The organism is Streptomyces sp. NPDC029139, assembly GCF_055564335.1.
In genome coordinates, this window is the sequence record NZ_JBVHWN010000019.1 from 22,403 (window position 1) to 44,358 (window position 21,956).

The 21,956-nt window shown below is 72.6% G+C and carries 12 protein-coding genes and 2 pseudogenes; 6 read left to right on the forward strand and 8 right to left on the reverse strand.

The window, feature by feature from the left end:
• Positions 1-128 precede the first annotated feature (128 nt).
• Positions 129-5,090, forward strand: a complete 4,962-nt coding sequence (locus tag ACZ4VW_RS30010) for an NAD-glutamate dehydrogenase (protein ID WP_467967844.1) — start codon at positions 129-131, stop codon at positions 5,088-5,090.
• A 91-nt stretch (positions 5,091-5,181) separates the two neighbouring features.
• Here ACZ4VW_RS30010 and ACZ4VW_RS30015 read toward each other — a convergent pair whose 3' ends face one another.
• From ACZ4VW_RS30015 to ACZ4VW_RS30025, 3 genes are all read right to left on the reverse strand, one after another.
• Positions 5,182-6,537, reverse strand: coding sequence for a glycosyltransferase 87 family protein (locus ACZ4VW_RS30015; protein ID WP_467967846.1), 1,356 nt, complete (start codon positions 6,535-6,537; stop codon positions 5,182-5,184).
• A gap of 45 nt (positions 6,538-6,582) precedes the next feature.
• Complete coding sequence (locus ACZ4VW_RS30020) at positions 6,583-7,308, reverse strand: ABC transporter ATP-binding protein (protein WP_467967943.1); 726 nt, start codon at positions 7,306-7,308, stop codon at positions 6,583-6,585.
• A gap of 112 nt (positions 7,309-7,420) precedes the next feature.
• Positions 7,421-8,395 carry an ABC transporter permease gene (locus ACZ4VW_RS30025; RefSeq protein ID WP_467967848.1) on the reverse strand — a complete coding sequence of 325 codons (975 nt, stop codon included), beginning with the start codon at positions 8,393-8,395 and terminating at the stop codon, positions 7,421-7,423.
• Positions 8,396-8,540: 145 nt separating this feature from the next.
• Between ACZ4VW_RS30025 and ACZ4VW_RS30030 the strand changes: the two genes are divergently transcribed.
• Positions 8,541-9,146, forward strand: a complete 606-nt coding sequence (locus ACZ4VW_RS30030; RefSeq protein ID WP_467967850.1) for a TetR/AcrR family transcriptional regulator — start codon at positions 8,541-8,543, stop codon at positions 9,144-9,146.
• 93 nt (positions 9,147-9,239) lie between these two features.
• Here the strand turns inward: ACZ4VW_RS30030 and ACZ4VW_RS30035 are convergent, their stop codons facing one another.
• From ACZ4VW_RS30035 to ACZ4VW_RS30050, 4 genes are all read right to left on the reverse strand, one after another.
• Entirely contained in the window at positions 9,240-10,091 is an 852-nt protein-coding gene (locus ACZ4VW_RS30035) for a carbohydrate ABC transporter permease (RefSeq protein WP_467967852.1), read from the reverse strand.
• On the reverse strand, positions 10,088-11,389 hold the full coding sequence (locus tag ACZ4VW_RS30040; protein WP_467967854.1) for a carbohydrate ABC transporter permease: 1,302 nt from the start codon (positions 11,387-11,389) through the stop codon (positions 10,088-10,090). The genes ACZ4VW_RS30035 and ACZ4VW_RS30040 overlap by 4 nt, the downstream gene beginning before the upstream one ends.
• Positions 11,390-11,393: 4 nt before the next feature.
• Positions 11,394-12,755: an ABC transporter substrate-binding protein gene (locus ACZ4VW_RS30045; RefSeq protein ID WP_467967856.1), complete on the reverse strand. Its 1,362-nt coding sequence runs from the start codon at positions 12,753-12,755 to the stop codon at positions 11,394-11,396.
• A gap of 153 nt (positions 12,756-12,908) precedes the next feature.
• Positions 12,909-16,718 (reverse strand): FHA domain-containing protein, encoded by a 3,810-nt coding sequence (locus ACZ4VW_RS30050; protein ID WP_467967858.1) that lies wholly within the window; start codon positions 16,716-16,718, stop codon positions 12,909-12,911.
• A 432-nt stretch (positions 16,719-17,150) separates the two neighbouring features.
• Between ACZ4VW_RS30050 and ACZ4VW_RS30055 the strand changes: the two genes are divergently transcribed.
• The 3 genes from ACZ4VW_RS30055 to prfB all read left to right on the forward strand — a co-directional run bounded on the left by ACZ4VW_RS30055 (position 17,151) and on the right by prfB (position 21,365).
• Positions 17,151-18,821, forward strand: a complete 1,671-nt coding sequence (locus ACZ4VW_RS30055; RefSeq protein ID WP_467967860.1) for a serine/threonine-protein kinase — start codon at positions 17,151-17,153, stop codon at positions 18,819-18,821.
• Positions 18,822-18,928: 107 nt separating this feature from the next.
• The gene (locus ACZ4VW_RS30060) at positions 18,929-20,200 is read left to right on the forward strand and encodes a serine/threonine-protein kinase (RefSeq protein ID WP_467967862.1); all 1,272 of its coding nucleotides are present in this window, start codon (positions 18,929-18,931) and stop codon (positions 20,198-20,200) included.
• A 58-nt stretch (positions 20,201-20,258) separates the two neighbouring features.
• Positions 20,259-21,365, forward strand: coding sequence for a peptide chain release factor 2 (gene prfB / locus ACZ4VW_RS30065; RefSeq protein WP_355112521.1), 1,107 nt, complete (start codon positions 20,259-20,261; stop codon positions 21,363-21,365).
• A gap of 80 nt (positions 21,366-21,445) precedes the next feature.
• Here the strand turns inward: prfB and ACZ4VW_RS30070 are convergent.
• Positions 21,446-21,605, reverse strand: a pseudogene (locus tag ACZ4VW_RS30070) (VapC toxin family PIN domain ribonuclease); the annotation flags it as partial.
• 10 nt (positions 21,606-21,615) lie between these two features.
• Here ACZ4VW_RS30070 and ACZ4VW_RS30075 point away from each other — a divergent pair.
• Positions 21,616-21,955 (forward strand): annotated as a pseudogene (locus ACZ4VW_RS30075) (CBS domain-containing protein); the annotation flags it as partial.
• Position 21,956 lies beyond the last annotated feature (1 nt).

Genomic DNA, 21,956 nt, shown 5'->3' on the forward strand with positions numbered 1-21,956 from the left:
GGCCGATATCGGCTCGGACATCTCTCATCCAGGCATAACGTCGAGGTCGACCGGTAACCCCGCGTCGTGGCGTTGCGCCCTTTCTTCCACCGACGTCACGCAACGGCGCGCGACAGGAGCCAGAGGACATGCAGACCAAGCTGGACGAAGCCAAGGCCGAGCTGCTCGCACGGGCCGCCCGGGTAGCTGAGACCGGCCCGGTCGGGGGGCAACTTCCGACAGGGCCCGAGACGGGGAAGCGTCCGGACGGGGACACCCTGCTCGACTACCTCCAGCGCTACTACCTGCACACCGCGCCCGAGGACCTCACCGATCGCGATCCGGTGGACGTCTTCGGCGCCGCTCTCTCGCACTATCGGCTCGCGGAGAACCGCCCCCAGGGCACCGCGAACGTCCGCGTCCACACCCCGACGGTCGAGGAGAACGGCTGGACCTGCAGCCACTCCGTCGTCGAGGTCGTCACCGACGACATGCCCTTCCTGGTCGACTCGGTCACCAACGAGCTTTCCCGCCAGGGCCGCGGCATCCACGTCGTGATCCACCCGCTCGTCCGCGTCCGCCGCGACGTGACCGGCAAGCTCATCGAGGTCCTGACGAACGGGCCGACGGCCGAGCAGGCCCACGACGTGCTCACCGAGTCCTGGATCCACGTCGAGATCGACCGCGAGACCGACCGCGCCGACCTCAAGCAGATCACCACGGACCTGCTGCGCGTCCTGTCCGACGTCCGCGAGACGGTCGAGGACTGGGAGAAGATGCGCGACGCCGCGCTGCGCATCGCCGAGAACCTGCCCGCCGAGCCCACCGCCGACGACCTGCGTCCCACCGAGGTGGAGGAGGCACGCGAGCTGCTGCGCTGGCTCGCGGACGACCACTTCACCTTCCTGGGCTACCGCGAGTACGAGCTGGTCGACGGGGACGCGCTGGCCGCCGTCCCGGGCACCGGTCTCGGCATCCTGCGCTCCGACCCGCGCCACAGCGGCGAGGACGACCACCACGCGCACCCCGTGTCGCCGTCGTTCAGCCGGCTGCCGGACGACGCCCGCGCCAAGGCGCGCGAGCACAAGCTGCTCATCCTCACCAAGGCCAACAGCCGCGCCACCGTGCACCGCCCCTCGTACCTCGACTACGTGGGCGTCAAGAAGTTCGACGCCGAGGGCAACGTCGTCGGCGAGCGCCGCTTCCTCGGCCTGTTCTCCTCCGCGGCGTACACCGAGTCCGTCCGCCGCGTGCCCGTCATCAAGCGCAAGGTCCAGGAGGTCCTGGACGGCGCCGGCTTCTCGCCCAACAGCCACGACGGCCGTGACCTGCTCCAGATCCTGGAGACGTACCCGCGCGACGAGCTCTTCCAGACCCCGGTCGACGAGCTGCGCTCCATCGTCACCTCTGTGCTCTACCTGCAGGAACGCCGCCGGCTGCGGCTCTACCTGCGTCAGGACGAGTACGGGCGCTACTACTCCGCGCTCGTCTACCTGCCGCGCGACCGGTACACCACCGGCGTCCGGCTGAGGATCATCGACATCCTCAAGGAGGAGCTCAACGGCACGAGCGTCGACTTCACCGCGTGGAACACCGAGTCGATCCTCTCCCGGCTCCACTTCGTCGTCCGCGTCGAGCCCGGCACCGAACTGCCGCAGCTCTCCGACGCCGACAAGGACCGCATCGAGGCCCGGCTCGTCGAGGCCGCCCGCTCCTGGGCCGACGGCTTCGCCGAGGCGCTCAACGCCGAGTGCGGCGAGGAGCGCGCCGCCGAGCTGCTGCGCCGTTACGGCAACGCCTTCCCCGAGGGCTACAAGGCCGACCACAGCCCGCGCGCGGCCGTGGCCGACCTGGTCCACCTGGAGCAGCTGAACCGCTCCGGCCAGGAGTTCGCGCTCTCGCTGTACGAGCCGGTCGGCACCGGGCCCGGCGAGCGCCGCTTCAAGATCTACAAATCCGGCGCCCAGATCTCCCTCTCGGCCGTGCTCCCGGTGCTCAACCGGCTCGGCGTCGAGGTCATCGACGAGCGTCCGTACGAGCTGCGCTGCGCCGACCGCGCGCACGCGTGGATCTACGACTTCGGTCTGCGGATGCCCACCCCGACCGCCAACGGCGCGTCCTTCAGCGACGACGCCCGTGAGCGGTTCCAGGAGGCGTTCGCCGCCACCTGGACCGGCGAGGCCGAGAACGACGGCTTCAACTCGCTGGTGCTCAGCGCGGGGCTGAACTGGCGTCAGGCGATGGTGCTGCGCGCCTACGCGAAGTACCTGCGCCAGGCCGGTTCGACGTTCAGCCAGGACTACATGGAGGACACCCTCCGCAACAACGTCCACACCACCCGGCTGCTCGTCTCGCTCTTCGAGGCCCGGATGTCCCCGGAGCGCCAGCGCGCCGGCACCGAGCTCATCGACGGGCTCCTGGAGGAGCTGGACGGCGCCCTCGACCAGGTCGCGAGCCTGGACGAGGACCGCATCCTGCGCTCCTTCCTCACCGTCATCAAGGCCACGCTGCGGACCAACTTCTTCCAGATGGCGGACGGCGGCGAGCGGCCGCACGCGTACGTCTCGATGAAGTTCGACCCGCAGGCCATGCCCGACCTCCCCGCGCCCCGTCCGGCGTACGAGATCTGGGTGTACTCGCCGCGCGTCGAGGGCGTGCACCTGCGCTTCGGCAAGGTCGCCCGAGGCGGCCTGCGCTGGTCCGACCGCCGTGAGGACTTCCGCACCGAGATCCTCGGCCTGGTCAAGGCGCAGATGGTGAAGAACACCGTCATCGTCCCCGTCGGCGCCAAGGGCGGCTTCGTCGCCAAGCAGCTCCCGGACCCGTCCGTGGACCGCGACGCCTGGCTGGCCGAGGGCATCGCGAGCTACAAGACCTTCATCTCGGCGCTGCTCGACATCACCGACAACCTGGTCGCCGGCGAGGTCGTGCCCCCGGTCGACGTGGTCCGCCACGACGAGGACGACACCTACCTCGTCGTCGCCGCGGACAAGGGCACCGCCACCTTCTCCGACATCGCCAACGAGGTCGCCGTCGACTACGGCTTCTGGCTCGGCGACGCCTTCGCCTCGGGCGGCTCGGCCGGCTACGACCACAAGGGCATGGGCATCACCGCCCGCGGCGCCTGGGAGTCCGTGAAGCGGCACTTCCGCGAGCTGGGCCACGACACCCAGACCGAGGACTTCACCGTCGTCGGCGTCGGCGACATGTCCGGCGACGTCTTCGGCAACGGCATGCTGCTCTCCGAGCACATTCGCCTGGTGGCCGCGTTCGACCACCGCCACATCTTCATCGACCCGACCCCGGACGCGGCCGTCTCGTACGCCGAGCGGCGCCGTCTCTTCGAGCTGCCCCGCAGCTCCTGGGCCGACTACAAGGTGGAGCTGCTCTCCGCGGGCGGCGGCATCCACCCCCGTACCGCCAAGTCGATCCCGGTCAACGCGCAGATGCGCGCGGCCCTCGGCATCGAGGATGGCGTCACCAAGATGACCCCGGCCGAGCTGATGCAGGCGATCCTCCACTCGCCCGTCGACCTGCTGTGGAACGGCGGCATCGGTACGTACGTCAAGTCCTCCGCCGAGTCGAACGCGGACGTCGGCGACAAGGCGAACGACGCCATCCGCGTCAACGGCGAGGACCTGCGGGTCAAGGTCGTCGGCGAGGGCGGCAACCTGGGTCTGACTCAGCTCGGCCGCATCGAGTTCGCCCGCAAGGGCGGCCCCGACGGCGAGGGCGGCAAGGTCAACACCGACGCCATCGACAACAGCGCCGGCGTGGACACCTCGGACCACGAGGTCAACATCAAGATCCTGCTCAACGGGCTCGTCACCGAAGGCGACATGACCGTCAAGCAGCGCAACAAGATCCTCGCCGAGATGACCGACGAGGTCGGCGCGCTGGTCCTGCGCAACAACTACGCGCAGAACGTGGCCCTGGCCAACGCGGTCGCGCAGTCGCCCTCCCTCCTCCACGCCCACCAGCGGTTCATGCGCCGCCTGGGCCGGGACGGCGCGCTCGACCGCTCGCTGGAGTTCCTGCCCAACGACCGGCAGATCCGCGAGCTGCTCAACAACGACAAGGGCCTGAGCCAGCCGGAGCTCGCCGTCCTGCTCGCGTACACCAAGATCACGGTGGCCGACGAGCTGATCGGCACCGGTCTGCCGGACGACCCCTACCTGCGCCGTCTGCTGCACGCCTACTTCCCGACGCAGCTGCGCGAGACGTTCGCCGACGCGATCGACGGCCACCCGCTGCGCCGGGAGATCATCACCACGATCCTGGTCAACGACACCGTCAACAGCGGTGGCTCGACCTTCCTGCACCGCCTCCGCGAGGAGACCGGCGCGTCGATCGAGGAGATCGTCCGCGCGCAGACCGCCGCCCGCGCCATCTTCCGGCTGAGCGAGGTCTGGGACGCCGTCGAGGCGCTGGACAACCAGGTTCCGGCCGAGTTCCAGACCCGGATGCGGCTGCACTCGCGGCGCCTGGTCGAGCGCGGCACGCGCTGGCTGCTCGGCAACCGCCCGCAGCCGCTCGAGCTGGCCGAGACCGTCGACTTCTTCGGCGACCGTGTGGAGCAGGTCTGGGCCGAACTGCCGCAGCTGCTGCGCGGTGCGGACCTGGAGTGGTACCAGCAGATCCTGGAGGAGCTGACCTCGGTCGGCGTGCCGGAGGAGCTCGCGCTGCGGGTCGCCGGCTTCTCCTCCGCCTTCCCGACGCTCGACATCGTCGCGATCGCGGACCGCACCGCCAAGGACCCCATGGCGGTCGCGGAGGTCTACTACGACCTGGCCGACCGGCTGCGGATCACCCAGCTCATGGACCGGATCATCGAGCTTCCGCGTGAGGACCGGTGGCAGTCGATGGCCCGCGCCTCCATCCGCGAGGACCTGTTCGCCGCGCACGCCGCCCTCACCGCGGACGTGCTGTCGGCTGGGAACGGGACCTCGACGCCGGAGGAGCGGTTCAAGGCCTGGGAGCAGAAGAACGCGGCGATCCTCGGCCGGGCGCGCACCACGCTGGAGGAGATCCAGGGCTCGGAGACCTTCGACCTGGCGAACCTGTCGGTGGCGATGAGGACGATGCGCCAGCTGCTGCGCGCGCACAGCTAGGCACGGTCGGCCCGGCCCGCCGGGCAGTTCGCCCCGGCCGGCCGCCACCGTGCGAAGGGCCCCGCCGGTTCCGTACCGGCGGGGCCCTTCGTCATGCCGGGGGAGCGGGCGGGGCGGCGGGTGCGGGGGTGGGGACGGGGACGGTCGAGGTCCACAGGCGCCGGGCGGCCAGCAGCGCCGCCGCCAGCAACAGCCCGTTGCGGGCCACCATGACGGCCACGCCGGGCCAGGTGGCGGCCACCACCTCGTCGTACAGGACCGGGTACGCGAGGGAGCTCAGCGCCGCCGCCGGCAGGAGCAGCAGCGCCACCGGGCGCATCACGGTCCGCCGCGAGGTCAGACAGACGGCGGTGAGACCGAGCAGCCAGATCATGTACTGGGGACTGATCACCCGGCTGGTCACGGTGAAGAGCAGCACGGCGGCCAGCGCCGCGTCCAGCGGCGTCGCCTCGTTCCAGCCGCGGGCGCGCAGCCGCCACAGCACCAGCCAGACGAAGGCGAGAACCGTCAGCAGCAGCGCGAGGCGGCCCACGCTGGAGACGTACGGGCCGATGTACTCGAAGGCGCCGTAGCGGTACTGGACGGTGCCCGGCCAGACACCCGTCGCCCGGCCCAGCGCGAGCACGGTGCCGCCCAGCGACTCGATCTGGATCCCGCGACTGCCCTGCTGGCGCAGGAAGCCGAGCGAGTGCGAGAAGAGGAGACCGAGGGTGGCGAGGAGTGCCGCGGCGGTCACGGCGGCGGAGATCCAGGCGTCGCGGGTGGTACGGCCCCGGGGAGTGCCGATCAAGGTCAGTACGGGCCACACCTTCACCAGCGCGCCCAGAGCGGCGAGCGCCCCGCCGAGCCGGTGAGCGGCGGTCGGGCGGGCCTTCAGCGCGAGCAGGGCGAGTACGGCGAGGGCGGTGACCTGGACGTCGTACCGGGCCAGCGGGAGGTGAAGGAGCAGGGGGAGCCCGCCGACCCAGATCCACGCGCCGTGCGTGACCCGGTCGCTGTCGGCCCGGGCGAGGGCGAGGGCGACGGCGGCGTCGGCGAGGAGGGCGAGGGCGACGAAGCCCTGGAAGTACGTGAGCCAGGGCAGCACCCCGGGGGACATGATCACCAGGCCCGCGCCGGGCGGGTACTGCCAGGTGACGTCGTCCACCGGGAACGTGCCCTGGGCGAACTGGCCGTACCAGTGCTGGTAGAGGACGTACACCTCACGGCCGACACCGCCCACGCCCAGGCTGTCGCGCAGCAGGAGCAGCAGCATGCCGGCGCGCGTGAGGGTCCAGACGACGGCGAGGGCGAGGGCGGGGCCCCGGCCGACCCAGACGAAGGTGGCCGAGGTGAAGGTGTCCGAGTCGAAGGGTGAGCCGGTGAGGGCGGGCGGCGCGGGGGCGCACGTCCGCTTGTCGCCGGGCTCGGGCTGCGGCTGGGTGGTGTGGTCACGAGGCGTCGTCATCGAAACCGCACTCTATTGCGGTTTGGGTGCTTTACGGGTGTTTTGTCAGCCCGTCTTGGTGAACGCCTCGTACGCCGCCACGACCTCCCGGGCCGGTCCGTCCATCCGCAGGGTGCCCGCCTCCAGCCACAGCGCGCGGTCACAGGTCTCGGTGATCGTGGCGTTGGAGTGGGAGACGAGGAAGACGGTGCCCGCCTCGGCGCGCAGCTCCTCGATCCGCCGTGCGCTGCGGCGGCGGAACGACGCGTCGCCGGTGGAGAGCGCCTCGTCGATGAGCAGGACGTCATGGCTCTTCGCCGCCGCGATGGAGAAGCGGAGGCGGGCGGCCATGCCGGAGGAGTACGTCCGCATGGGCAGCGAGATGAAGTCGCCCTTCTCGTTGATTCCGGAGAAGTCGACGATGTCGTCGTAGCGGTCGGTGACGTCCGCGCGGGACATGCCCATCGCGAGCCCGCCGAGGATCACGTTGCGCTCCCCGGTGAGGTCGTTCATCAAGGCCGCGTGGACCCCCAGGAGGGAGGGCGCGCCGCTGGTGTAGATCCCGCCCTCGTTCACCGGCAGGAGGCCCGCCACGGCCTTGAGGAGGGTGGATTTCCCCGATCCGTTCGAACCGATCAGGCCAATTGCCTCGCCTCGGTACGCCACGAAGCTGACGCCCTTGACCGCGTGGACCCTGCGGGCGCCGGGGGTGGCGCGCCGGGAGACGATCCGGTTGAGCGCGGCGGTCGCGCTTCCCTTGCCGGTGCGGGCGCCGTTGACGGTGTACGTGATGTGGACGCCGTCGGCGACGACGGTCGGGGTGCGCTCGGGGGCCGGCGCCGGGGCGGGGGTCTGTGGAGCGGCTGCCCGGGCGGGGTCCGGTGGAGCGGGTGTCAGGGTCTGTTCAGCCACGGCCGTAGGTCTCCTCTGCCTTCCAGAAGTAGATGAATCCGCCCGCGAAGGCCGCGAGCGCCCAGCCGGCGGCCAGCGCCCAGACGTGCGGGGGCAGCTGCTCGGCTGTGAAGCTCTCGATGAGCGCGAAGCGCATCAGGTCGATGTACACGGCCGCCGGGTTGCTCTGCAGGGCCGTGATCACCGCGTCGGGGAGCCGGCCGCTCGCCGCCAGGTGCTGGATGGACCACATGGCGCCGGAGACGTACATCCAGGTACGCAACAGAAAGGGCATCAGCTGGGCGATGTCCGGGGTGCGGGCGGCCAGGCGCGCCATGACCAGCGCGACGCCGGAGTTGAAGAGCAGCTGGAGGAGCAGCGCCGGGACGGCCAGGAGCCAGCTCCAGCGGGGGAACTCGCCGAAGCAGAAGAGGATCGCGACCAGGGCGCAGAGCGACAGGGCCAGCTGCTGGAGCTGCTGGAGAGCCAGGGCGAGGGGGAGGCTCGCGCGGGGGAAGTGCAAGGCGCGGACGAGGCCGAGGTTCCCGCTGATCGCCCGGGTGCCGGTCGCGATCGACTGGGAGGTGAAGGTCCAGACGAAGACGCCCGTGATCAGGAACGGGACGTAGTCCGGAACGCCCTGCTGGACGTTCATCAGGACGCCGAAGATCAGGTAGTAGACCGCCGCGTTCAGCAGCGGGGTCATCACCTGCCAGACCTGGCCGAGCTTCGCCTGGCTGTACTGGGCGGTGAGCCGGGCGGTCGCGAACGCCGCGATGAAGTCGCGCCGGGACCAGAGCTGCCGGACGTACGCGGGAAGGCCGGGGCGGGCGCCGCTGACGGACAGGCCGTGGCGCAGGGCGAGGGCCCGCAGGTCCTGTGCGGCGGCGGGCGCGTGCGGGGCGCCCGGAGAATCCGGGGCGCCGGGGGCGGTGCCCGGCGAGTCCGTGGCGGGCGGGGCGGGTTTCGTGAGCGTCTCGGGGGTCACGAGGTCGCTTTCGACGAGGGTGCAGGGCAGCGCTGGCGATGGAACGGGTCCGTATCGTCGCTACGGGGAGGGTAGGGGGGATGAGCGTCGCAACGCAACCGTATCGTCGTGACGTCCTCGTGCGGCGTTGGCTAGGATCGCGCCCATGACGACACCCTCCGGATCCCCCCGCCGCGCCCCCGCGGGAGCCGCCGTGCTCCGCGAGGACGTCACGGAGGCCATTCGCACGGCCGTCTTCGAGGAGCTGGCCGCCGTCGGATTCGCCCGCATGTCCATCGAGGGCATCGCGCGCCGCGCGGGCGTCGGCAAGACAGCCGTCTACCGCCGCTGGAAGTCCAAGCTCTCCCTCGTCCTCGACCTCGTCGGCGCCTTCGCCGCTCAGGGCCTGCCGGCGCCGTCGACCGGTTCGCTCCACGGCGACGTCCGCGCGCTCCTGGAGGTCGCCTCGCACGCCCTGCGCCACCCCGTGGCCTCCCGGGTCATCCCGGACCTGCTGGTGGAGGCCGCCAGGCAGCCGGAGATCGCCCAGGCGATCAAGGCGGCCCTGCTCGACGGCCAGCAGGGGGTCGTCGCCCGGATCGTGCGCGAGGCCGTGGGGCGCGGCGAACTGACCGAGGACGCGGACCCCGACCGGGCCCTCGACGTGGTCGTCGGGCCGCTCTACTGGCGGCTCGTGGTCGTGCGCGGCGACCTGCCGACGGGGTACCTGGACGACCTCGCGCGCTCGGCGGTCGCGGCGCTGCGCGCCTGAGCCGGGAAAGCGGTACGGGTACGGAGGCGCCACCGCCTCCGTACCCGTACGCGCGTGTACCCGCACCCGCTGCCGTAACCCTGTGCGGGGCCGCTACTTCACCGCGCCCGCCATCACCCCCGAGACGAACTGGCGCTGGAAGGCGAAGAAGACCGCCAGCGGAATCACCATGGACACGAACGCGCCCGGCGCCAGCACGTCGATGTTGTTCCCGAACTGCCGGACCTGCTGCTGCAGCGCCACCGTGATCGGCGGGGACTCCGAGTCCGCGAAGATCAGCGCGACCAGCATGTCGTTCCACACCCACAGGAACTGGAAGATGCCGAGCGAGGCGATCGCCGGCCCGCCCAGCGGCAGGACGACCCGGGTGAAGAGCCGGATCTCGCCCGCCCCGTCCAGGCGTGCCGCCTCCAGCAGCTCCTTGGGGATCTCCGCGAAGAAGTTCCGCAACAGGAAGATCGCGAAGGGCAGCCCGAACGCGGTGTGGAAGAGGACGACCCCGAGGGTGGTCTCGAAGATGCCGATCGTGCCGAAGAGCTTCGAGACGGGTACGAGCGCCACCTGCACCGGAACCACCAGGAGCCCGACGATCACCAGGAACCACCAGTCACGGCCGGGGAAGTCCAGCCACGCGAAGGCGTACCCGGCGAGCGAGCCGATCACGACGACCAGGACGGTGGCCGGCACGGTGATCAGGACGGTGGACACCAGCGAGCCGGTGATCGTGTCGTTGGCGAGGATCGCGGAGTAGTTCTCCACCGTCAGCTGCGCGGGTGACGTGAAGACCTGCCACCAGCCGCTCTCACTGATGTCGGACGGCGAGCGGAGCGAGGACAGCAGCAGGCCGACCGCCGGCATCAGCCAGAACAGACCGACGAGGATGAGGAAGACCCGCATCGCGCCACCCGCGGCACGGGCGGCGATCCGTGAGGCCGGACTGCTCATCGACGAGCCTCCCTTCGCATCCGCCGGATGTTGAACGCCATCACCGGAATCACCAGGAGCAGCAGCAGCACGGCGATCGCGGAGCCGATCCCGAGGTCCGCGTCCGTGCCGAAGGACGAGCGGTACAGCTGGAGCGCCAGCACGTTCGCGTCGTCCTGGGCCGAGCCGGGGGCGATGATGAAGACCAGGTCGAAGACCTTCAGGACGTTGATCATCAAGGTGACCAGGACGACGGCGAGGACCGGCGCGAGGAGGGGGACCGTGATGCGGCGGAACACCTGCCACTCGTTCGCCCCGTCGACCCGGGCCGCCTCGAGGAGTTCGCGGGGCATCCCCGCCAGTCCGGCCGCGATCAGGACCATCGCGAACCCGGCCCACATCCACACGTAACTGCCGATGACCGCCGGGGTGACGAGCGAGGGGCCCAGCCACTCCACCCCGCTGTACTGCTCGCGGAAGTTGCTCGCGGGCAGCCGCAGCAGGGAGCCGTCGGCGGCGGCCGGAAGGCTGAACGTGCCGTCCGCGGCCACCGTCGTGGCCGCCACCACCTTCCCGTCCTTCACCGCTTCCACCCGCAGCCCCTTCAGGCCGAGCTCCTTCGGGTCGACGGCGTTCGGTTTCCCGCCGCCGCCCCGGGTGAAGTCCAGCCAGGCGGTTCCGGTGATCCGGCCTTCCTGGCGGGGCGGTTCGACCGCCGGCCGGGCGCCCTCCGGCATCTGCGCCGGAGCGACACCGATCAGCGGAAGCCGAGCGGTCTCTCCCGCGCGGACCGGGCTCTCGGTGACGTACGCGCCGCCGCCCGCCGCCGTGAGCGGGTGGACGGGCAGCGGACGCGCCCGTGGGAAGACGGACGACTCGGCGAACGTGTCGTGCACACCGACCCAGACGGCGTTCGCGACCCCCCGGTCCGGATCCTGCTCGTAGACGAGCCGGAAGATGATCCCGGCGGCCAGCATCGAGATCGCCATCGGCATGAAGACGACCAGCTTGAACGCCGTGCCCCAGCGCACCCGTTCGGTGAGCACGGCGAATATCAGGCCGAGCGCGGTGGCGACGGTCGGGGCGAGGACCACCCATATCGCGTTGTTCTTGACGGCGGTGAGGATGGTGTCGTCCGTGAAGAGCTCGATGTAGTTCGCCAGTCCGGCGAAGGAGTCACCGGACTTGTCGAAGAACGAGCGGTGGACGGAGTACCCGATCGGGTAGACGACGAGCGCGCCGAGCAGGACCAGCGCGGGCAGGAGGAACCCCACCGCGACGGTCCTGCGCGTGCCGGTGACCCTGGGCGTGGTCGACACGGCGTCAGCTCTTGTACGCCTTGGCCGCGTCGGCCTCCAGCCTCGCCTGGGTGCCCGCGATGTCCTTGGGGTTCTTCAGGAAGTCCTGGAGCGCCTTCCACTCGCCCTTGCCGGGCGTGCCGCCGAAGGACTGCGGCATCTGGTCCGACATGTCGAAGCGGAAGTCGTCCCCGGACTCCATCAGCGCCTTGGCGATCTCGCACTGGACGTCGTTCGGGTACGCGGCCAGGTCCAGGTTCTTGTTGGGGGAGAGGAAGCCGCCGGCGCCGGCCCAGATGGCGGCCGCGTCCGGGGAGGCGAGGAAGGTCAGCAGCGCCTGGGCGCCCTTCGTGTCCTTCAGGGCCACCGCCGCGTCTCCGGCGGTGACGACCGGGGACTCCGCGCCCACCGCGGGGAACGGGAAGACCTTCGCGTCCGTACCGATCTTCGCGTCGGTCTGCCCGATGTTGACGGCGACGAAGTCGCCCTCGAAGACCATCGCCCCCTTGGGCTGGTCGCCGCCCGTGAAGGTCTGGGTGACCGACGCGGGGAACTCCGTCTGCAGCGCCCCGTCCGCGCCGCCCGCGATCAGGTTCGGCTTGCCGAACAGCTCGGCGAGCGTGGTGAGCGCCTGGGTGACGGACGGGTCCGTCCACTTGATCTCGTGCTTGGCCAGCTGGTCGTACTTCACCGGGCCGGCCTGGGAGAGGTAGATGTTCTCGAACCAGTCGGTCAGGGTCCAGCCGTCCGCACCGCCGACGGAGACGGGGGTGACGCCGGAGGCGGAGATCGTCTCGGCGGTCGAGAGGAACTCCTTCCACGTCTTCGGCTCGGTGGCCCCCGCGTTCTCGAAGGCGGCGTTGTTGTACCAGATCAGGGACTTGTTGGCGGCCTTGAAGTACACGCCGTACTGCTTGCCGTCGACGGCGCCGAGGTCCCGCCAGCCCTTGGAGTAGTTCTTGGCGAGCTGCGCCTCGGCCTCGGGGCCGACCGGCTTGAGCCACTTCTGGGCGGCTGCCTGCTGGATCGCGCCGACCTGCGGAAGCATCGCCACGTCCGGCGGGGCGCCACCGGCGATCTTCGTACCGAGGAAGTTCACGATCGGGTCCTGCGCGGGCACGAAGGTGACGGTGGCGCCGGTGCGCTTCTCGAACTCCTTCAGGACCTTGGTGAAGTTCTCCTGCTCCGGGCCCGTCCAGACAGCCGCGACCTGGATCTTCTCGCCCTTGAGGGAGGGAAGGGTGAGCCCGGAGGAACTGCCGGTCGCGGCCAGCGCGCCCGGGTCCTTCTTGCTCTCGCCGCCGCAGCCGGCGAGGGCGAGTGCGGTGACTGTGGTGAGGGCGGTGATCGCCGTTGCGGCCCTGCCCGTACGAAGAGTTGTACGCATTACTGCCCCGTCTCTCCTGTGCGCGTGCTCGTCCCTGCGTGGGTGTTCGTCCCGTGCTCGTGCCAGTGACGACAGGTCTACGCCGGGGAATCGGGCCCCGCAATACCGCCTTCCGTGTCGAACGGGCGATCGTGATCGGCTCGTGACGTCCCGTCAGGCGCGGGTCGCGGGGGTGAGCGGTGGCACGGGTGCGGCGTCGACCGAGCGGGCCGCGCGGTCGAGAGCGCTCGCCAGGAGCGCCAGATCGGTCGGGCCGTTGCCCAGCTCGCGGACGGGCCGGCGGGTGGGCGGGTCGCCCATCCGCTCCCACTCCAGCGGGACGACGGTCGGCCGCAGCGTCGCCGTGCGCGGGATCCGGCCGGTGACCCGGCCGGACTGGAACGGTGTCACCCGGCCGTCGGGATGCCCGAGCCGCCCCCGGCCGGGCGCGGGCTCGTCGGGGCCGGCGGCCACGGGGGCCGGGTCGAGCACGACCCGCAGCCGGGCGCCGTGGGCCAGCTCCGTGTCCGCCGTACGGTCCGGGCGCGAGGAGGTCGCGACCAGGTGCACCCCGAGCCGCTCGCCCGAACGGGCCACGGCTTCGAGCGCCCGTACGACCGACCCGGCGGCGGGCCGTCCGGGTGATCCGAGCGCGGGGGCCACGAGCGCGTCGAAGTCGTCGACGAGCACGACGAGCCGGGGGAGGACGACCGTGCCGGCCGCCTCGGTCCGCAGGGGCGGAACCGGGGCGGCGTACGCGTCCGGCTCCCCGCCGGGCCGGGGCACGCGGCCGGACGGCCGGTCCCCGGGATCGGCGGCACCTGCCCCGGCCCGCTGAACCCGCCCGCTCGGACGGTCGGTGAGCTCGCCGTCGCTCCGGCGCGGCAGCCGCCCGCTCGGCCGGTCCCCGAGCTCGTCGCCCCCGAACCTGGGGTCGCGCCCACCGGGGTCACCGGCGCGGGTCGTGCGGCCGCTGGGGTGGTAGGTGAGGTCCTCGGCGCCCGTACGGGGCGTCCTGGTGCTGGGCCGGTCGTCGGTCGTGCCCTCGCCGCTGCGGATCGCGCGGCCGCTGGGGTGATACGTCAGGTCCTCGGCGCCCGTACGGGGCGTCCTGGTGCTGGAGCGGTCGTCGGTGCCGGGGCGGTCGTCGCGTGCGGCGCCCGGGTGCGGGGTGCGGGAGCTCGGACGGGCCCGGAGGTCGTCGGCGCCGGGGTGCGGGGTGCGGGAGCTCGGACGCGCCCGGAGGTCGTCGGCGCCCGCCCGGGGGTCGCGGGCGTCGGGGCGGTCGCCCACCGCGCCGTCTCCCGTGCGGAGCGTCCGGCCGCTCGGGCGGTCGGAGAGGCCGCCGTCACCGCTCCGCGCGGTCCGGCCGCTCGGCGCCTCGGGCAGGGAACCGTCCCCGGCTCGGGCGTCGGGGACGCGGGCCGTCGCCCGGGGCCCGGGCTGCACCGTCTCCGCCGCGCTCGGGGGCCGCTGGCCGATCAGACGCCCCACGGTCCGGCGCTCGGAGAAGTGGCCGTCGCCCAGGATCTCCGCGCGACGCTTCAGCTCGGCGCCCAGCGCCTGGGCGAACTCCCTCATCCGGACCGGGTCGGAGGCGACCAGGTGCTCGGTGACGTGCGGCAGCTCCGTACACGCGGCCAGGCCCTCGCCGCGCTCACCGCCCGCGCCGTCGACCAGAAGCAGGCCCAGCCGGTCGGGGCGGCCACCGGCCGCCAGGGACGCGGCGATCGATCGCAGCAGCTCCGTGCGCCCGCTTCCCGCGGGCCCCTCGATCAGCAGGTGCGGGCCCTCGGCGGTCAGATCGACCGACACCGGCCCGCGCGGTCCGGCGCCCAGGACGGCCGTCCCCTCCGCGGCGGCGGCCCAGCGGGCCATCAGCGAAGCGGGTGTGGCCCGGGCGAGACCGAGCTCGTCCAGCAGCCGGGAGGACCGGGGCAGCGCCGTCGCCGCCGTGCGCCCGTGCACGGCCGGGGCGTCGGTGCGCAGCGGAGCCACCGCCCGCGCGAGACGCTCGGCCCAGGCGACGGAGACCGCGTCCACCACACCGACGGTCCCGTGACCCGCGGCCCGGCCTCCCGCCGTACGCAGCAGGCGCAGCGCCGTCGCCACGTCGCCGCTCAACAAGCCCACGGCCCCGCACTCGCGGAAGGCGAGGGAGGCCGCGCAGGCGCTCTCGTACGTCGCGGCGACCGGGGAGACCGGCGAGGCGGCCGGGGCCTCGGCCAGGCACAGGAGATGGATGCCCGCGGCCGCCCCCGCCCCGGCGAGCCGCGCGGTGGTCTCGCGCAACGCCGCGGAACCGGGGTCGCCGTCCACGATCACGACCGTGGCCGGGCCCTCGTGACGCGCCGCGGCCTCGGCGACGGCCGCGCGGTCGGCGCTCGGCCAGCCGGGCCCGAGCGTCCCGTCGTCCAGCCGGCGGGTGAGCTCGGCCGTACGGGCGTGGGCCTGCTCACGGTCGTACGCGAGGAGGAGCCGGCAGTCCTGGCCGTGCGCCGGACGCAGATGGGGGAGCCAGCCGAGCCAGCTCCAGGCCCGGCGCCGCTCCTCCAGCGGGCGGCTCCGGTCGGCGCTGATCAGCACGATCTCCAGTTCGGAGGGGGCGTGCAGGACGGCGAGCTGGGCGACCACCGAGCGGGCGAGCCCGGCCAGCCGCTTCCCCGGGCCCGCGAGCCCGAGCGATCCGGCCTCGCGCAGACCGACGGTGACGGGCACCCCGGACAGGTCGGCCCGGTCGGTCGTGCCGAGCCGGACGACGAGGGACTCGGGATGGTCCGGGCCCCGCTCCCAGAGCCGCGGGCCGGGGCCCAGGGCGGTGAGCAGCACGGCGGCCGGATCGGGCCAGGTCTCGGCCGCCTGCGGGCGACCGGCGGTCACGTCCGTACCGGACGGGGCGGCGGTCCCGGGCTCCGCGCCGGCCTCGGCCCCGGGGGCCGGCAGGTCCTCGCGGGGGCCGGCGAGCCGACGGGCCCAGGCCCCGAGACCCCGTCTCGCGCGTGAGGGCGGCGCCTGACGGGAAGTCTGCCGGGTCCTGCTGTGCGCCTCGCCGGAGCCCTCGCCGTCCAGGGGCTCCGCGGCGCGCGCGTGCGTGGGGGAGGGGACGCCGCCGTGGGTCGCGTCCGGGGACAGAGAGGCGTACGGCCGGGCGTCACGCCCCCGCCCGTGCCCGTACGGGCCGCCGGTCCCGCCCGCTCCGGGAGCCCCGGACCCGGCAGCGGCGCCGCTGCCCGTCCCCGTTTCGGCGCCCGTACCCCTGCTCTCCCCGTACGGCCCGGAGACCGGACCGGAGGAGCGCGAGCCGGTGCCGGCCTCGGGGGCCCGGCCCGAGCCGTACGGGTCCACCCGGAGGTGTCCCTCGCCGTCCGGGGCGGTCGGCAGGGAGTCCGTGTCGCGGTCGCCCGGTCCCGCCAGCCGGAGGGCGGACTCGCCCAGGCGCAGCAGGGCCCCGGGCAGCAGCCGGACGGGGCGGTCGCCGACCGCCGCGCCGTCCAGCGTCGTGCCGTTCGTGGAACCGAGGTCCGCGACCGTGACGCGTCCGTCGGCCCCGACCGTCACCGTGCAGTGCACCCGGGAGACGTCCGGGTCGTCGAGCGGGACGTCCGCGTCCATGGAGCGGCCGATCCTGATCGGACCGCCGTGCAGCAGATGCACCCCTCCCGCGTCCGGTCCGGCGACCACGTGGAGCGTGGCCGAGGCGCCCTCGCCGAGGTTCTCGTCCTCGCCGGGGACCTGGAGCGTGAGGACCGCGCCGTCGACGAGCGGGGGCTCGCCCAGCGCACAGCGCCGGGAGTCGAGCCGCTCCCGGCCCGCGTAGAGCACGGTCGTGCCCGAGGTGGAGGTGTCCGGGCCGGAGACGGCCGCGGCCAGACCGGAGGCCACGGCGGCCAGCGCCGTCCCCGCCGGGGCGGTGACAAGCACGTCGCAGGCGCGCCCGGCGCCGTGGCCGGCGTGCGGCGCGAGGACGGTCAGCCGGATCTGCATCGCCGTCAGCGGTCCCTTCTGCGCGTGGCGCCGGCAGGGGAACCGCCCTGTCTCTCCCCCCACCCGGCACGGACGCGTCGTCCGGTACAGGTCGGCACGGCGTGGGGGCTCCCGACCCCTCGATACGACGTGCTGTGTGCATCCTCGCACCTGCCACTGACAACCCGCCCGCGGGTCGCCTCCAAGTGATCTTGAATGGTCGGCTGTGGACCTAAAAGTGCCTGGTTGGGTCCACCTTCCGACCCACCCGGCAACCGCCGGCAGGACAAACGCGTCTTGTTTTCGGACAAGTCGACAGCCGGAATCAGCCGCCTCGGGGTCGACCGTTGACCCGTTCGGCGGCACTAAAGTGGGTCGGACACCCGGCCGGGTCACAACACATGACAGAGACCCCGGGAACCCCAGGACCACGATCAGCAGGGAGCGCGTGACGTGCGGCCAATCGGCAGCAAGTACCTGCTCGAGGAGCCGCTCGGACGCGGCGCCACGGGCACCGTCTGGCGAGCCCGCCAGCGAGAGACGGCCGGCGCCGAGGCGGCCGTGCCGGGCCAGCCCGGCGAGACCGTGGCGATCAAGGTCCTGAAGGAGGAGCTGGCCAACGACGCGGACATCGTGATGCGCTTCCTGCGCGAGCGGTCCGTCCTGCTCCGGCTCACCCACCCCAACATCGTGCGCACCCGCGACCTGGTCGTCGAGGGTGATGTCCTCGCCCTGGTCATGGACCTCGTCGAGGGCCCGGACCTGCACCGCTACATCCGGGACAACGGCCCCCTCACCCCGGTCGCCGCCGCCCTGCTCACCGCGCAGATCGCCGACGCCCTCGCCGCGAGCCACGCCGACGGCGTGGTCCACCGCGACCTCAAGCCCGCCAACGTCCTGCTCGCCGAGCGCGACGGCCAGATGCACCCGATGCTCACGGACTTCGGCATCGCGCGTCTCGCGGACTCCCCGGGCCTGACCCGTACGCACGAATTCGTCGGCACGCCCGCGTACGTCGCGCCGGAGTCCGCCGAGGGCCGCCCCCAGACCTCCGCCGTCGACATCTACGGCGCCGGCATCCTGCTCTACGAGCTGGTCACGGGCCGCCCTCCGTTCGCGGGCGGCTCGGCCCTGGAGGTCCTGCACCGGCACCTCAGCGAGGAGCCGCGCCGTCCCTCGACCGTTCCCGGCCCGCTGTGGACGGTCATAGAGCGCTGCCTCAGCAAGAACCCGGACCACCGGCCCAGTGCCGAGAACCTGGCCCGCGGGCTGCGCGCGGTCGCCGCGGGCATCGGCGTCCACTCGACGCCCGCGCAGATCGAGGCGGCCGACGGCGTCGGCGCCCTGCTCGCCCCCGACCCGGCGCCTGCGCCGGTCCCGGAGACCCCCGGCGCCGCCGACCCGACCCAGGTGCTGCCCAGCGGTGCGGGCGACCGGTTCGACCCCGCCGCCGCGACCAGCGTCCTGCCGACCAGCGGCCCGGGCGGCGGCGCCGACCCGACCGCGGTCATGCCTCCGGTACCGCCGCAGCCGCCGCAGGGCGCCGCGGGGGAGGACCCGCACCCCTGGCAGAACCAGCTGCGCGCGGCGCGCGACCGCAACGAGCAGACGCAGGTGCAGTACCTGGACCCGAGCCAGGACCCGCTGCGCCGCCGTCCGCAGCGCCAGCCCCAGCCGCCGCAGCATCAGCCGCAGCCGTACCAGCAGCCTCCGCAGCCGCAGCCGTACCAGCGGCAGCAGCCCCAGCGGCCGCCGCAGCGCCAGCAGTACGCCCCGCAACCGCAGCAGCAGTACGCGCCGCAACAGCAGCAGTACGCGCCCCCGCAGCCGCCGCCCCAGGCGCCGGCCCCGCGCGAGCCGCGGCCGCCGCGACAGCGCAGCGCCAACCCGATGCGGATCCCGGGTCTGGGCTGTCTGAAGGGCTGCCTCTTCACGATCGTGCTGTTCGTGGTCGCGGGCTGGCTCATCTGGGAGCTGACCCCGCTCCAGGACTGGGTGGCGCAGGGCAAGGGCTACTGGGAGGCCATCGGCGACGGGATCACGACCGTCAGCGACTGGATCTCCGAGCTGACGAGCTCCGACACCGGCACCACGAGTGGTACTACCGGCGGTACGGGGCAGTAGTACTGCCGATTTATCGACTTCCGGGGGGTGATTTCCCCTCGGAAGTGACGACCAGCGGCTGGGGACGCGTAACTTTGTCGCGACCGCCAGCCGCTGAGGGAGCAGTCTTGGCACGGAATATCGGCAGCCGCTACACGGCCCACCAGATCCTCGGCCGGGGCAGCGCCGGCACGGTGTGGCTCGGCGAGGGCCCCGAGGGCCCCGTCGCCATCAAACTGCTGCGCGAGGACCTGGCCTCGGACCAGGAGCTCGTCGGACGCTTCGTCCAGGAGCGCACCGCCCTGCTCGGTCTCGACCACCCCCGCGTGGTCGCCGTCCGCGATCTCGTCGTCGACGGCAACGACCTCGCGCTCGTCATGGACCTGGTCCGCGGCACCGACCTGCGCACCCGCCTCGACCGGGAACGCAGACTCGCCCCCGAGGCGGCCGTCGCGATCATCGCCGACGTCGCCGACGGCCTCGCCGCCGCGCACGCCGCCGGAGTCGTCCACCGCGACGTCAAGCCGGAGAACATCCTGCTCGACATGGAGGGCCCGCTGGGCCCCGGCGGGGCCCACCCGGCGCTCCTCACCGACTTCGGCGTCGCCAAGCTCATCGACACCCCCGGCCGCACCAAGGCGACCCGGATCATCGGCACGCCCGACTACCTGGCCCCCGAGATCGTCGAGGGCCTGCCTCCGCGCGCGGCCGTCGACATCTACGCCCTCGCGACCGTCCTGTACGAGCTCCTGGCCGGCTTCACGCCCTTCGGCGGCGGCCACCCCGGCGCGGTGCTGCGCCGCCACGTCACCGAGACGGTCGTCCCGCTGCCGGGCATCCCCGAGGAGCTGTGGCAGCTGATCGTCCAGTGCCTGGCCAAGGCCCCCGCCTCGCGGCTGCGCGCCTCGGAGCTGGGCAGCCGGCTGCGGGAGTGCCTGCCGCTGCTGGCCGGGCTGCCGCCGCTGGACGTGGACGAGCCGGACGACGCGGAGCAGCAGACGGAGACGTACGAGGAGGAGTCCTACGCGAGCCGTTCCGGCCAGGGCTCCGGCCACGGTCCGGGCTCGGCTTCGGGTGACGGGCCGCCGCGCCGGGCCGCCGTCCCGCTGGTCCCCGGCGCCTCGCCCGACTCGAACCGGGACACCCACACCTCCATGCGCGTCCCCGCCCCCGACGAGCTGGCGGGCGGCCCCCTGGGCACCGCCCGGGCCCCCCGCCCGGCAGGCGCCCGGCGCCCCGGCTCGGCGCGGCACAAGGCGGAGGCGGTCCGCAAGCGCCGCATCACCCTCTCGATCGCGGCGGTCGCGCTGCTCGGCGGCCTCGGGGTGGGCGGGTACCTGGCGACCGCCGGGGACTCCGACGTACCGCCGCAGGACTCCCAGCGGTCCACCCAGCCGTGAGGCGGGCGAGGACCCGGCGGAGGACCTGGCATTTGCGGGGAGCCGTTACGCTGGACGCGTGGCAGTCGTCGATGTATCCGAAGAGCTGAAGTCCCTCTCCTCGACCATGGGGTCGATCGAGGCCGTCCTGGACCTCGAAAAGATGAGGGCAGACATCGCCGTGCTCGAAGAGCAGGCCGCGGCCCCGTCCCTCTGGGACGACCCGGAGGCGGCGCAGAAGATCACCAGCAAGCTTTCGCACCTCCAGGCCGAGGTCCGCAAGGCGGAGGCGCTGCGGAGCCGGATCGACGACCTGGCGGTGCTCTTCGAGCTCGCCGAGGAGATGGACGACTCGGACACCCGCGCCGAGGCCGAGGCGGAGCTCGTCACCGTCCGCAAGGCGCTGGACGAGATGGAAGTCCGTACGCTCCTCTCCGGCGAGTACGACGAGCGTGAGGCGCTGGTCAACATCCGCGCCGAGGCGGGCGGCGTCGACGCCGCCGACTTCGCCGAGCAGCTCCAGCGCATGTACCTGCGCTGGGCCGAGCGGCACGGCTACGGCACGGAGGTCTACGAGACCTCGTACGCGGAAGAGGCCGGCATCAAGTCGACCACCTTCGTGGTCAAGGCTCCGTACGCCTACGGCACCCTCTCGGTCGAGCAGGGCACGCACCGCCTGGTGCGCATCTCCCCCTTCGACAACCAGGGCCGCCGCCAGACCTCGTTCGCCGGCGTCGAGATCCTCCCGGTCGTCGAGTCCTCCGACCACGTCGAGATCGACGAGTCCGAACTGCGCGTGGACGTCTACCGCGCGTCGGGCCCGGGCGGACAGGGCGTCAACACCACCGACTCCGCGGTGCGCATCACGCACCTTCCGACCGGCATCGTGGTCTCCTGCCAGAACGAGCGCTCCCAGATCCAGAACAAGGCGAGCGCCATGAACGTCCTCCAGGCGAAGCTGCTGGAGCGTCAGCGGCAGGAGGAGCGCGCCAAGATGGACGCCCTGAAGGGCGACGGCGGCAGCTCCTGGGGCAACCAGATGCGCTCGTACGTCCTGCACCCGTACCAGATGGTCAAGGACCTCCGGACGGACTTCGAGGTCGGCAACCCCCAGGCGGTCCTGGACGGCGAGATCGACGGCTTCCTGGAGGCGGGCATCCGCTGGCGCAAGCAGGGCGAGAAGTAACGGACTTCGGTTCTACGGCTTTTTAACGGCGCCGGGCTCTTCGCACGTACGCGTGCGACGGGCCCGGCGTTCTCGTCACAGGGGGGATCGTCCGGGAGGGCCCGGAACGCTTTGTGACGCCCGAGAGGACGCACGGCGCGGAAGCCGCGACGGTTCCAGGGTGAGGATCGCGTCGGTGTCGTAGTCGGCGGCAAGCGCCACGTTGACCGCGTCGGCGAGGTCGAGGCCGAGCCCCGAGTAGTGCGCCCCGGTCTTCGACGACGAGTGGATGGCCGACGACGGCATTTTGGAGGACGCCGGCCCGTCCGCCAGAGTCGGTGACGTCCTCAAGCGCAAGGAAGGCGCCATGCCCTGAGGCCATCGGCTCGGTCGTCGAAGGCGAGCTGCTGGACGCGCTGTTCACCCGGCGGGCCTCCCTCCACGACCCGCTGGAGAAGCGTATGAGCTCCCCGCTGCCCCAGGTGGGCCCCGGCGAACCCGTCGCCGACCAAGGGGGGTGCGACGGTTCCCGCGATCATCTTTTCCCCCTCGATTCGCGCGATCCCGCACCGCGCCGGGCGCTGTTACCGGTTGACGCAACGGCTGGATGAC